Source organism: Parabacteroides sp. AM58-2XD (assembly GCF_003463685.1).
Classification (GTDB): domain Bacteria; phylum Bacteroidota; class Bacteroidia; order Bacteroidales; family Tannerellaceae; genus Parabacteroides; species Parabacteroides segnis.
Map to the genome: position 1 here is coordinate 1 of NZ_QSDP01000014.1, position 12,250 is coordinate 12,250.

Consider the following 12,250-nt stretch of genomic DNA (forward strand, 5'->3'; position numbering starts at 1 on the left):
TTCTCATGGCGTCTTCTTTCATGCGCATGAAGGTGGCTTCAGGATCGGTCTTGGAATAGGAGTTGCGTTCTCCAAGAGTGTCAAGATGGTTGTCGTATTCCATCAACTTGTCACGGTGCTGCTCTAGTTCCCGGACCTGTTTCTTCTTTTCCCGGATGACTTTCTTTTGTTCCTTTGTTACATATGGAAGTCCCGAAGAAACGGTCCGTTCATGGGTGCAGTTACTGCCGGAAAAGAAGGAAGTCGTGAAGGAGAAATTATTGCTGCAACTATGTGAGACGTTGCAACTGTCAATGGACGGGAGAGTCGGAACGGACGAAGCGACAGAAGCTCCGGAGTTCCTTCTGGTGGAAAATGCCGGCCTTTGCCTGCTCGCCCCCTGGCTCAGCCGACTATTCGCCATGCTCGGCTATCTGGATGATGAACAGAAATCGCTCAAGAATACGGCTTTGAAAATCCGCGCCGTATTCCTACTGCAATATATCGTCTACGGGGAAGAACGGGAATACCGAGAAACAGAACTGGCCTTCAACCGGCTTCTTGTCGGATTGCTCCAACATATACCGATCCCGAAACAGCTGCCTCTTACCAGTGAAGAAAAGCAGACCGTCGACTCCATGGTGGCAGGCATAAAGGCTAACTGGCCAAGTATGGACGGCACATCGGTAAGGGCTTCCGCCAGAGCTTCATCGCTCGCAGCGGTACATTGGAACAGCAGGAGGAACGGTGGCTGCTAACGATGGTAGAAAAGACGCATGACATTCTGCTTGAATCCGTTCCGTGGAGTTTCAGGCAGATACGTCTTCCGTGGTTGAAGAAGTATGTGCAGGTCATATGGCACGGGAAACAAAAATTCCAATAAATTGACGAAGAATAAAATATATAAAATGGCAACTGAAAAAGTATATCAAGAAAAGACGGCCCGCACCATCCAGCAGAAACTGGATGGTGGCGGCACATTGCAATTCGTGGATAACCGTCCGATGAACCCGGTCTTGCAACAGATGGGAGAAGACGAAGAAGATACCCTGCAAGGCAAGTTCAATCAAGCTCTCCAGCGGGAAGAGGATGAAGAAGACATGCTTCAAGGTAAATTTGAACAGCCAGTCCAGCGCGAAGTAGATGAAGACGAAACCGCCCTGCAAGGCCGGTTTGAAGCTCCCGTTCAGAAAAAGAGTGAAACCGGCATGCCCGACCACTTGAAAGTTGGCGTGGAAGAACTTTCCGGCCTCGCGATGGATGATGTAAAGGTACATTATAATTCGGACAAGCCGGCTACAGTACAGGCGCTCGCCTATACACAAGGTACAGACATCCATGTAGCTCCGGGACAAGAACAACACTTGCCCCATGAGGCATGGCACGTGGCCCAGCAGATGGCCGGTCGTGTGGAACCTACCACCGAAGTAGGCGGAATGCCGGTGAATGACAATATCGCACTGGAACACGAAGCCGACGTGATGGGCGCAAAAGCGAACAGTCTTTAATGAAGAATTATGCGTGAGTATATTGAATGGTTCAACCAAGTATTAACTGTCGCCATCCAGCTTTACTTCCATCAGGAGTCCGAGTACAAGCAGCTAAAGGATGTGTATCCGCCCCGAAACGGCTGGATGGAGGCGGTGACGGGACAAACGGACACCAATTTTGAAGAACGAATCGTTATCATGCTCGCCTTGATGCCCCATATCTGTCCGCAAATACTGGACATCTTCTTTGTGCAGAACAAGAACTTTGACCGCCAGTACACCGAGTTCGGCGGTTGGAAAGGTTTGTCGCACGGAGGATTCCTTCCTACGGGTGAAACCGCTTCGTTCATCCTTGCCGGGGAGGACGTGGAGAAACGCAAGGAGGTCATCCATATGTTCTCAAAAAGCCACTGGTTTTACGGAAAAAATATCCTGCGGTTGGAAGGTGCAGGCGAAGGAGAGCCGCTGCTCAGCAGCCAACTCCGTGTATCTGAGGAATTTCTGAGCCGCGTACAACTTGATGTGGAATATAAACCCGATTATACCACCGGCTTCCCTGCCAAACGTATCACCACGGAACTGAACTGGGAAGACATGGTGCTGGACTACCAGGTGACAACTGAACTGGAAGAGATCAATACATGGATTTCTTCCGGCAAGACCATCATGGAAGACTGGGGGTTGTCGCGTATCCTGAAAGCCGGATATCGTTCGCTGTTTTACGGTCCTCCGGGTACAGGGAAGACACTTGCAGCGACATTGCTGGGTAAGAAGAATAATATGGATGTATACCGGATAGACCTATCCATGATCGTTTCCAAATATATCGGGGAAACGGAAAAGAACCTGGCTAAAGTGTTCGATCTTGCTGAAAACAGGAACTGGATTCTCTTCTTTGATGAAGCAGACGCCCTGTTTGGCAAACGTACTTCCACCAACACCTCCAATGACCGCCATGCCAATCAGGAAGTGGCTTATCTCTTACAGCGTATAGAAGACTTCCCCGGCATGGTCATTCTGGCAACAAACTTACGTTCGAACATCGACGAAGCATTTTCCCGCCGTTTCCAATCAGTGATTTACTTTCCAATGCCGACTGAAGAACTACGCGCTGAAATATGGCGGAAGATGCTGAAAGGTTGGCCGGAGGATGTAGACGAAGACCTGATTACCATGGCTGCCAAAACAGAACTTTCGGGAGGTTCTATAGCCAACGTAGTCAGACGGTGTGCATTAGCAACAGTAAATCAGAAAAATCAATCTCTGGATAAACTTATATTAAAAAATGCACTGCAAAAGGAAAAACTGAAATGATAAGAAGATAGGTAAAATAAAAAGCGTCGAGATGATAGTATCTCAACGCTTTTTATTTTTACGTGACCGCGACAGGATTCAAACCTGTAACCGGCTGATCCGTAGTCAGCTACTCTATTCAGTTGAGCTACGCGGCCATTGTTTCGTAATTGCGAGTGCAAAGGTAGTGTTTTCTTTTAAACTTGCAAGACTTTAGTACATCTTTTTTTCAATTTAATCTAACATTTTTGGATTAAAGATCAAGTAACCGATATTCAGTCCGAAGTTGAAATTCTTTGCCGGATAACTATATCCGTTGGCATACAGGCTGATAGAGGCAAAAGGTAACTGTAACACCAGGGCAGCCTCCCCCATGTACTTAAATGAATGAAGAAACTTGCCATAATAAGGAACTGCCATATAAGGATTGTCCGCATTAGTTTCTTTCTTTATTTCATATAAAGGGGCAAAGCCATACAAGTCTAGACGGAAATGAAGTAATTTGCTAAACTTATAGATTGGCGAAATGCCTGCTGCAAAATACTGATTGGCCCGGAAAGCCTCATTGAAAACAATCTGGCTATGCGGCGTGGGCGTAAAAGCCGGAGCTTGCAATACCGATGCCGTATAGTTATTCATCAGGTTTTTGCTGGATATGACCAATTCTCCCTGGAATCCCAGATTGAAACGGTTACTTAATGTTTCATAGTGCTGCCACTCCCCTTTCAACTGTAACCAGCTGTAAACCTTTTTTCTGATTGATTGACTTTGAGATGTTGGAGACGGATCATAATTCTCAGTACCTGTGACATATTGAGCAATCAGGAACTGTTTCCGCCCGGCTATAGGGTATTGTTTAGCATCCAGTGAATTCCGTTCTATACTCAGCGAACCACTGAACAGATTGTACCAGCTATGATCGAATTTAGAATTAGGAAACAACATATTATTACTCTGAAAATAGTAATCATTCAATTGCCCGTATGCAAAACCGATTTCTGATTTTGCCCTGTTCAAGAACGGGAATCCCAGCTTTAGCTTCATATACAATTCTTTTTGTTTGATGAAGGCCGGTAACACATCTTCGTAAAACAGCGACTGACTTTCCTGATATCTTTTATCGGAATATACCCCCTGCCAGTTAAGATAGGTCGGAATCCTAGTCTGCAAATAGATTCGTCCGTTCAGCATAACTCCACTAAAAGAATTACCTACCTGAAAATTAGAATTAACATCGGCGGCAAAACGGCCTAAATATTGATAACCCAATCCTAAAAACAATTGGTTTGCCTGATGCGATGAAATATTACCTCCGAAACCGACCGTTATTTCTTCTTTCATCTTTACGTCCAGATAGAGGTCAAACTTTTTCTCCCTGCGATTGTAAACAGCATGGGGCATAATTTCCCGTATCTTCGAAGAAGTGAGCATCTTGAAATAAGCCCGCTTAAATTCTTCCATCGAAAATTCATGATTCATATCACGATGCAGTTGTGCCTCGATATACTTACGCTGCGATTCGGAAACGCCGGTTACATATATATTCTGAAAGATCAGCGGCGGCAAACTTTCCTTATAAGCAACCCTGCGCATATTAACTTCCGTAAGCGGAACCCTGCGGGGCACTCTTTGCTTGATCGAGTCGATCATACTCATCGTACGTTTATAACCGATATCCATCAATTCCTTTGCTTTTTGAAAGTCCAGTAATGAAACAGTCGGGAAACGGAATTTTACCATCATGCCATCTTCTTCCGGAACATCATAATCCGTTTTCTGCATAATCATCGTTTCCAATTGATTATAAGCATTATTGGAAGGCTTGTTATTTCCTCCGGCAACAGTCGATCCGAAAATAAAATCAGGATGAAAAGCCTCTTTCATCGGTCCGACAGGAAAATTATCGTAAATACCGCCATCAAACAGAGGAATGCTGTCTTTCCAGATCGGCTGGAAAAAGAAAGGGAATGTCATAGAAGCACGGACAGCATCTCCCAGATCTCCGTTCTTGAATATGATAGCCTTTTTATTATAGATGTCAGAACCGACACAACGGAACGGGACAAACAAATTGTCAAAATTCCATCCGGCTTTAGCGGTAGCCTGCGAAAACAATGCCATAAACGCCTGATTCATCTGGATCGGATTGATAAGGCTTTGCGGTAAAAAGTTGGCCTTGATCTGTAATGAATCAGTCATATCAATAGAGAAATGACCGAACTCAGGAGTCGGGTCCGGTCTTTTAAAATAATATTTATATTCATTTTCTACGGTACCGGTCTGCCAGTAACTAAATTCTTCTGATAACATTAATTCCAGCATCTTATCAGGAGAATATCCCATAGCATATAAACTACCTATAATGGAGCCTATAGATGTACCGGTTATATAGTCAATAGGTATATCATTCTCCTCTAAGGCTTTAATGACTCCGATATGCGCAGCACCTTTAGCTCCTCCACCACTTAATACCAGTCCCACCTTTTGTGCATCGGCCGCTTGCAGGACGATCAGCAAAAAGGTTACCAGAACAGCTACTTTCTTCATACTTTACTTTCTCTCAGTTTACAACTTCAAATGTAAAATTATTTTCTCAGACTACAAGGTGTGTTGCAGGCTTATTGTGTTAAGATTTAGCGCTGCAATAGCGAAAATATTATGAAATTCAGCAGTATTCAGAGATTAATTAAAATATAAATGATAAATTTGCCGAAAAAGAAAGGGTAAGACAAATAAATATCACTCTATGAACATACTTGTATTGATGAATTCAGTAGTATTAATGCTGCCCACGGGAACAGCAGGATACCTGATACTCATATTGGTTCTCTCTCTCCTGGTTGTTTTACTGGCAATCAAAAACAGGAAACTTGTTTGTGAAAAGAAACAGTATAAAGATCTATTGGACGATATGCAGGAGAACAACAAAGAAAAAGAAGCGCTGTTCAGCCTCGATATCTTAGAGAATCTGCCTTTTCCCCTTTTCGTAAAAAATATCGACGATGACTATAAATATATATTCTGGAATAAAGAAGCAGAGTTACAATCCGGTACTCCCCGGGAAGAGATAGTAGGACTTTCTGATTTTGATATTTTTGGTCCTGAACGAGGAATGCGATACCGGAAAATAGATGAACAACTGGTCAAAGAAGGAAAGAACTACAGGGCTGAAGAAGATTATGTAACCCCGGACGGTGTTTTTCACAATACGATTGTAAATAAGTCTATCCTGACTCACGGTCAGAATCACCTGCTCCTGGTATCCCGTTGGGATATTACCCAGATGAAAGAATATGAAAGGGAACTTATCGAGGCAAAAGAAAAACTGGAAAATGCAGCCAAAACCCAGAACATGGTGCTCAGCAGCATTAATTTCGGACTCATCTATATAGATAAAGAATACCGGGTTCAATGGGAATCTACCACAAACTTGCATAAAATAGCCAAAGGTCGGCGTTATACTCCGGGAAAAATCTGCTATGAAACAGTCAGAGGAAGAACGGAGCCTTGTCCCCGTTGCGCTCTCAGTGAAGCTATAACAAAAGGGGAATCGGTCCGCCACGAATTTACCGAAGGAGACACAACGGTAGAGATCAGTGCCATCCCTCTTTTTGACCATACAGATACCAACATTGTTGGCGGACTAATGAAGGTCGAAGATATATCCGATAAAAAAGGATAGAACATTTGATGTATGAGGTGAAAAGAGCAGATGAAGCCAACCGTTTGAAATCGGCTTTCCTGGCAAATATGAGCCATGAAATCCGGACTCCCCTCAATGCAATCGTCGGCTTTTCCAACTTACTGGCAGAGACGGATGATCCTGTAGAGAAACAAGAGTTTATTCATATCATATCGACAAACAACGAACTCTTGCTTCAATTGATCAACGATATCATCGATATGGCGAAGATCGAATCCGGTTCCCTGGATTTTACCTATTCTCGGATTGATATAAATGAATTAATGGAAGAAATTTGCAGCCAGATGATTTTAAAGAACAAATCCGAAGCTGTCAGCATTTCATTTGACGAGAAATTACCCCAATGCCTGATTTACACAGACCGCAACCGGCTGATGCAAGTCATGATTAACTTCCTGACAAATGCTTTGAAGTTTACACCTAAAGGGTCTGTTTCTTTTGGGTATACGATCGAAGAATTAGGTAAAGCCATTCGTTTCTATGTAAAAGATACTGGAATAGGTATACCTCAGGATAAGAAAGATAAGATTTTCGACCGCTTTGTCAAACTGAATACATTCGCCCAGGGAACAGGTCTAGGGCTTCCTATCTGCGCCATGATTGCCGAAAAGTTCGGAGGAAGCATCGGAGTGGAATCAGAAGAAGGCAAAGGTTCTCTGTTCTGGTTAAGCATTCCAATGAAAGAATCTGAAGAAACCTAAAGTATTCCAAAGGCTGTGAACAAAAAAGGTGTTGGTATGTTTTCTTTTTCATACTTTTGCAACCTAAAATAAAGAACAGTCAATGTTTAAACATTTAATCGCTTTCACAGGAGTATTCCTGTTTGTCTCTGTTTTGCCGGGAAAGGCACAGAACTTAACGCCGAACGACACTGTCTCAAAAGAGGTTGTTATTGTTGATGGGCAACAGCTTAACGAAAAGCAATTGCAACGTTATTACCGTCAGTTACGTAAAGATTCCATCAGGACCCATAAAAAGATCTGGTGGTCTGTCCTGGGTGGTCCGTCCTATACTCCGGAAGCCTCGCTAGGTGTCGGAGGTGCCGTACTGGCCAGTTTCAGGATGAACAAAAACGACACGATTTCGCAACGTTCTTTCCTTCCGGCAGGAATCAACCTCTCAATAAACGGTACGATCGTGGTGGCGGGAGCCGGAACTTTCTTCTTTAACCAGAATAAGTTCCGTATTTATGCCAGCTACGGATACAGGAACGAACCGGTCCATTATTACGGCAAAGGCTATGAAACTATAGAACATGTAGACAGAAGCGACTCGACAACCCGTTACCATAGAAGTTATTTCCAGATATATCCCCGTTTTGTCTGGGAAATCCGTCCGCATTTTTACCTGGGAGGACTGTTCGATATCAACTTTACAAATGCATCGGATATAAATCCGGTGATAGAGCAAGACTACTATTTCAATCAGTTCAAACGGAAATATCTGAACGTGGGAATCGGAGGTTTGATTCAATACGACACAAGAGACGATGTCGCCACCCCCACAAAAGGCGTCTTGTTAAGCGGGAATATGAAAGCATTCGGAAAATATCTCGGAGGTGCCTATAACTACGAAATACTGGAACTTGAATACCGGCATTTTGTGAATGTATTCCGCCCGAGAAGTACCCTGGCATGGATCGCTAAAAGCCAGATAGGTATGGGAGATGTCCCCTACTCCGAATTACCCTCTTTCGGTTCGCCCTTCGACCTGCGCGGATATTACTGGGGTAAATACCGGGATAAATCCATGGCCTATGGTATACTGGAATACCGCCATATGTTCGGTTCGCCGGCAAAATACAAAAGCGGAAACTTCTGGGCTAAATGCGGTTTTGTTGCCTGGATGGGAACCGGAACAATCGGTAACACTCCGTTCGACTGGGATAAATGGAAGTTGAATTTCGGTGCCGGATTACGTGTGCAAATGCAGCCGGGCAAGAACTTCAGACTCGACATCGGTAAAGAGCCGGGACTGGATGGAGTTCAGGTTTATATGAACATGACAGAGGCATTTTAACCGAATCCTCATTTTAGCCTTAGTAAGCTATTTGTCAATCGATTACAATTTTCTCGTAATTCCCTCATTTGGAAACTCCAGTTTCCTCCCTAGGGAACTGTAATTTCCTGCCTGGGAAACTGTAGTTCCCCTACTAGGAAACCAGCGTTTCCTGCTTAGGAAATTCTGAGGTAACTGCATAAAAAAACATCCGCCGTCATTAGTTAGAGTAAATGACGACGGATGTTTTTTATTTCGGTTCGCAAGTGTGTTCGTTAGAACGATAGCTTCATCGAGAAGCGTACACCTTTTGTCTGAATACCCGGATTATCGCGGTAGGTCAAACGCCAGACATAATCGAGACGAAGGAACTTAAAGATATTCTCAATACCTACTCCGGCTTCCATATAAGGCGTATTACCCAATGTATAAGAACCTTCCGGGAACAAATACAAATCTTTGCCGCCATAATAAGGATTATTCTTATCGGTCAGATGACCATACATTCCACGGAATGAAAGAACCTCTCTCCATTTCAGTTTCTTTATCAGGGGAAGACGGTTCAAAAGAAGCCCGTTCATAAAATAAGTAATGTCCCAGGATGCATACTCGTCACTGATAAACTCCATCGCATTCATATTGGTGTATGATTCAGGCTGGATTGTATAGGATAAGTTCGCGTTCGGCAATATCAATAACGGATAAGGAACTTTGTCCCACACCTTACCTGCTTTACCGATAATATCGACATATCCGAAGGCTGAGAACCAGAAACGTTTCTGAATACCCAAATCGGTACGGTTATATGTATAATCGGCCCCTAACACACCTTTCCGGGCTGTGATATGGTTCAATGTAATTATCGGAGCATCAAAGGAGATCGGATAACGATAATTACGGGTCTGATAGAATTTCTCGTTCGGAGCATAACGGAATTTGAATTCCATTTCCGTCATCGAATAAGACTTGACCGGCGTAATATGCCCATCTGCTTCGATCCTGTCAAAAACCGCATAATCCGTTGCAATCTCTTTTTTGTTACGAAGAGTCGCACCATAAGCGATTCCGTTATAATGTTCCCGGTAATAAGCCAGTTCAGCATTCCTCAGATAAGTAGCCCGGGTATCTCTCTGTCGCTTCCAGACAAGGAAAAGGTTATCCTTATTGGTGTACATATACTGCTGTCCCAACTGGTTGATATCGTAAGTGTATTGCAACCGGATAGAATTAACCGGAAATTCTTTACGGTATTCTTTCTTGTCATTAAAAGAGTATTCAATTAATCCGTCATATTTCAGCTTTCTGTCAGTGGTTCCGTAGGCAGCATAACCTTCCAGGAAAAGATGTTTACTGAAAGCAGTAGTTGTTGTTCCCCCAACACGAAAACGGGCACCTTCTATTGCATTACCACTGATAAAGGTATTAGCCGGTCCGAACTCAAACTTATTCTTTACAGGGTCCGTGCTAGTCCCTATATAACCGGAAGTAAGGATCGTAATGATTTTCTCCGTAACATAGAAAACGGGGACGGCACGTAGTTTGGCCATCAGCTTTTCAACCGTGTTCTGTTTTCGTGTTCCGGCTTCTTCCGGACGGTTCAAATCCCAGAAATCTTCAGGTTGCTTATAAGCGTTCTGTAAAGTTATCACAGGGGCACTCTCTTTGAATATCTCCTGATTTTCAGGAGGAAGGAAAGAATGATCGCTGTATATGTTCAATCTTCGGGCATACATACCCTTGGATTTTTCCGTTAGTTTAAAGTCTACGGATATATCATCTTTAGTAATAATACGTGTACCATCTTCTGTCCTTTTGAATGTCTGTTCGATCGTCATTCCGCTGACAAAGTTCAGGTTGATATTCTTCGGTACATTTAAAATAGCTTTCTGTACGAAGAAGGTAGAATCGAGTGTAACGAACAGATGTCCGGTAAAACCAAATCCTTCCGATACGAAGGGCACAAACCCCAAGTCTACACACTGCTGTCCGTTCACCTCCAATGTGTCGAGCAAATAATATTTATAGAAATTAGGTCCTATTGTGGACAGCGGACTCACAAAACGTTGCAGGAACAGTGGAATATCATTCTTAAAGATATCGACTTCCCGGAATACTTCCCCCAGGAATTGTTGCATACCATCACGAGAAAATATCTCATCTACACCGGCAGCCTTTGCTCCCAGCACAACCCTTTTCTCAACTTTAGGATCTTTACGGTAAAAGATGCCTTCCACCTTTTCCTTTTCAGAAACGGGTAGAATAGTCTTTCCGATATCCAGCGTATCGATATAATCGATCAGGAAGTCGAATTTCCCGCCTTTTCCATTCTCTTTCTTAGGCTTCGGCTGGTAATCATTCATCGCAAAAATCATCTTTTCATATTGACTATAACTGAAATAGTCATGATTGCGAGGATCATTACTCTCCCGGGAGTCAATCACATTTTTAACAAAAGTCACGGCCGGATTTTCCTTCTTGCTGTACTTCTCTTTTTTCGGCTTTACAATGACTTCCCCCAAATCAATACTGGAAGGGGCCAAAGGAATTTTAAAATAATTCTTCTTACCTATAGCCACTTTCAATTCTTTTTCGGCATATCCCAGATATGAGACAGACAGAGTCCGTGCATTAGATGATGTGGTTAATGAAAAATTACCGTCATCATCGGTTGTCGTTCCGATAGTTGTACCCTTCAGTATGACTGAAACATATGGTAACGTTTCTCCCGTGATAGAGTCCGTTACTATTCCGCTTATTATAGTGTTCTGGGCTTTTGATGCAAATGCAACCAAAACAAGTGCCAGAATAAAAACAATCTTTTTCCCCATTATTATTAACTCCCTCGTTAAACTCCGCAAAATTATAACAGATTCTTTTTTATGAATGTTCCAAATTGAACCGATTATATTCCAATTGACAACAAATCACATTTAAAAGACCCAAAATAGATGTTTTAAAATGAATTTATACTACTAATAACAAAATTCCTTCTTTCCGTAACGGGAAGTTTCGGGACTTCAATCAACGTATATCCTGCATCTTTATAGACATCTTTCATTACATTATATGTATCTATCGCTTCATTAAATGATTGTTTACGTTCTTTATCCGTATGGTATATATTTTCCCAGGGAGGAAGTATGAATACCTGCCTGCTATACCTGTATTTATCGACGGCCAGTTCTATTTCCTTCCGGTCGGTTAACCCAATCAACCTTGCATATGCCAGTGTATCAGGGATTCCTCTGTCAAAAAATAATATGCCTTCATTTTCTTTATGAGCCAGATATGATTCAACGGAACGTTCCAGCATCATACTGGTATATAAACCGGTATCTTTCCAGGGTAATGCGTTCCCACCCTGTAGCTGCTGTTCTTTGATAATATCCCGTGCTACTTCTTTTACTGTTTGATATCCAACAGTTTTAAGTTCTTCAATTAATGATGTTTTACCCGTTCCAGGTCCACCAGTAATAACATACAAGCCTGTTTTTGTCAACATGATTTGTTTATTTATGACTATTATGGCAAAAGGAAATACAACCCGGATGAAAAGCTGTTATAACCGGAATTGTACGTGCAAATATACTGGATTATTTCTTTAAACCTATCAATTCACTCTTAAATTTAACAATTCACTTTTGTTTTCTCTTGTCAATATTTCTACCTTTGTGCACGAAAAGGGGTGCCATACTGTAAACGGGCTGAGATTATACCTGTGAACCTGATGCGGGTAATGCCGCCGTAGGAAAGACAGACAAGGCTTTTCCCTCCTTTGGTATGTGAA

Annotated in this window: 8 protein-coding genes, 1 tRNA gene, 2 pseudogenes and 1 riboswitch; of the genes and pseudogenes, 6 read left to right on the top strand and 5 right to left on the bottom strand. The window is 42.7% G+C overall.

Going from position 1 to position 12,250, the window contains the following annotated elements:
* Nucleotides 1-175: pseudogene (locus tag DXA15_RS05100) on the bottom strand (IS5/IS1182 family transposase); the annotation flags it as partial.
* 118 nt (nt 176-293) lie between these two features.
* On the opposite strand from DXA15_RS05100, the pseudogene DXA15_RS05105 reads away from it, so the two are divergent.
* The 3 genes and pseudogenes from DXA15_RS05105 (at nt 294) to DXA15_RS05115 (ending at nt 2,783) form a co-directional block, all read left to right on the top strand.
* Nucleotides 294-862 (top strand): annotated as a pseudogene (locus tag DXA15_RS05105) (contractile injection system tape measure protein).
* Between the two features lie 25 nt (nt 863-887).
* Complete coding sequence (locus tag DXA15_RS05110; RefSeq protein ID WP_128133332.1) at nt 888-1,487, top strand: DUF4157 domain-containing protein; 600 nt, start codon at nt 888-890, stop codon at nt 1,485-1,487.
* 9 nt (nt 1,488-1,496) lie between these two features.
* Nucleotides 1,497-2,783, top strand: coding sequence for an ATP-binding protein (locus tag DXA15_RS05115; RefSeq protein WP_128133333.1), 1,287 nt, complete (start codon nt 1,497-1,499; stop codon nt 2,781-2,783).
* A 63-nt stretch (nt 2,784-2,846) separates the two neighbouring features.
* On the opposite strand, the gene DXA15_RS05120 is transcribed toward DXA15_RS05115, so the two are convergent.
* Together DXA15_RS05120 and DXA15_RS05125 are read right to left on the bottom strand one after the other, a co-directional pair.
* Nucleotides 2,847-2,920, bottom strand: a tRNA-Arg gene (locus tag DXA15_RS05120).
* Nucleotides 2,921-2,996: 76 nt separating this feature from the next.
* The gene (locus tag DXA15_RS05125; RefSeq protein WP_128133334.1) at nt 2,997-5,309 is read right to left on the bottom strand and encodes a patatin-like phospholipase family protein; all 2,313 of its coding nucleotides are present in this window, start codon (nt 5,307-5,309) and stop codon (nt 2,997-2,999) included.
* 199 nt (nt 5,310-5,508) lie between these two features.
* On the opposite strand from DXA15_RS05125, the gene DXA15_RS26015 reads away from it, so the two are divergent.
* The 3 genes from DXA15_RS26015 (at nt 5,509) to DXA15_RS05135 (ending at nt 8,484) form a co-directional block, all read left to right on the top strand.
* Complete coding sequence (locus DXA15_RS26015; protein WP_233566852.1) at nt 5,509-6,444, top strand: PAS domain-containing protein; 936 nt, start codon at nt 5,509-5,511, stop codon at nt 6,442-6,444.
* 17 nt (nt 6,445-6,461) lie between these two features.
* Complete coding sequence (locus tag DXA15_RS26020; protein ID WP_233566854.1) at nt 6,462-7,166, top strand: ATP-binding protein; 705 nt, start codon at nt 6,462-6,464, stop codon at nt 7,164-7,166.
* A gap of 82 nt (nt 7,167-7,248) precedes the next feature.
* Nucleotides 7,249-8,484, top strand: coding sequence for a BamA/TamA family outer membrane protein (locus DXA15_RS05135; RefSeq protein WP_128133335.1), 1,236 nt, complete (start codon nt 7,249-7,251; stop codon nt 8,482-8,484).
* Nucleotides 8,485-8,738: 254 nt separating this feature from the next.
* On the opposite strand, the gene DXA15_RS05140 is transcribed toward DXA15_RS05135, so the two are convergent.
* The gene (locus DXA15_RS05140; RefSeq protein WP_128133336.1) at nt 8,739-11,291 is read right to left on the bottom strand and encodes a DUF5686 family protein; all 2,553 of its coding nucleotides are present in this window, start codon (nt 11,289-11,291) and stop codon (nt 8,739-8,741) included.
* Between the two features lie 125 nt (nt 11,292-11,416).
* On the bottom strand, nt 11,417-11,965 hold the full coding sequence (locus DXA15_RS05145; RefSeq protein WP_128133337.1) for an AAA family ATPase: 549 nt from the start codon (nt 11,963-11,965) through the stop codon (nt 11,417-11,419).
* A 169-nt stretch (nt 11,966-12,134) separates the two neighbouring features.
* Nucleotides 12,135-12,231, top strand: a riboswitch (TPP riboswitch).
* Nucleotides 12,232-12,250 lie beyond the last annotated feature (19 nt).

What these genes read in the sequence shown, in the direction of transcription:
- DXA15_RS05110 (WP_128133332.1), top strand. Translation starts at nt 888, where the DNA reads ATGGCAACTGAAAAAGTATATCAAGAAAAGACGGCCCGCACCATCCAG.
- DXA15_RS05115 (WP_128133333.1), top strand. Translation starts at nt 1,497, where the DNA reads ATGCGTGAGTATATTGAATGGTTCAACCAAGTATTAACTGTCGCCATC.
- DXA15_RS05125 (WP_128133334.1), bottom strand. Translation starts at nt 5,309, where the DNA reads ATGAAGAAAGTAGCTGTTCTGGTAACCTTTTTGCTGATCGTCCTGCAA.
- DXA15_RS26015 (WP_233566852.1), top strand. Translation starts at nt 5,509, where the DNA reads ATGAACATACTTGTATTGATGAATTCAGTAGTATTAATGCTGCCCACG.
- DXA15_RS05135 (WP_128133335.1), top strand. Translation starts at nt 7,249, where the DNA reads ATGTTTAAACATTTAATCGCTTTCACAGGAGTATTCCTGTTTGTCTCT.
- DXA15_RS05140 (WP_128133336.1), bottom strand. Translation starts at nt 11,291, where the DNA reads ATGGGGAAAAAGATTGTTTTTATTCTGGCACTTGTTTTGGTTGCATTT.
- DXA15_RS05145 (WP_128133337.1), bottom strand. Translation starts at nt 11,965, where the DNA reads ATGTTGACAAAAACAGGCTTGTATGTTATTACTGGTGGACCTGGAACG.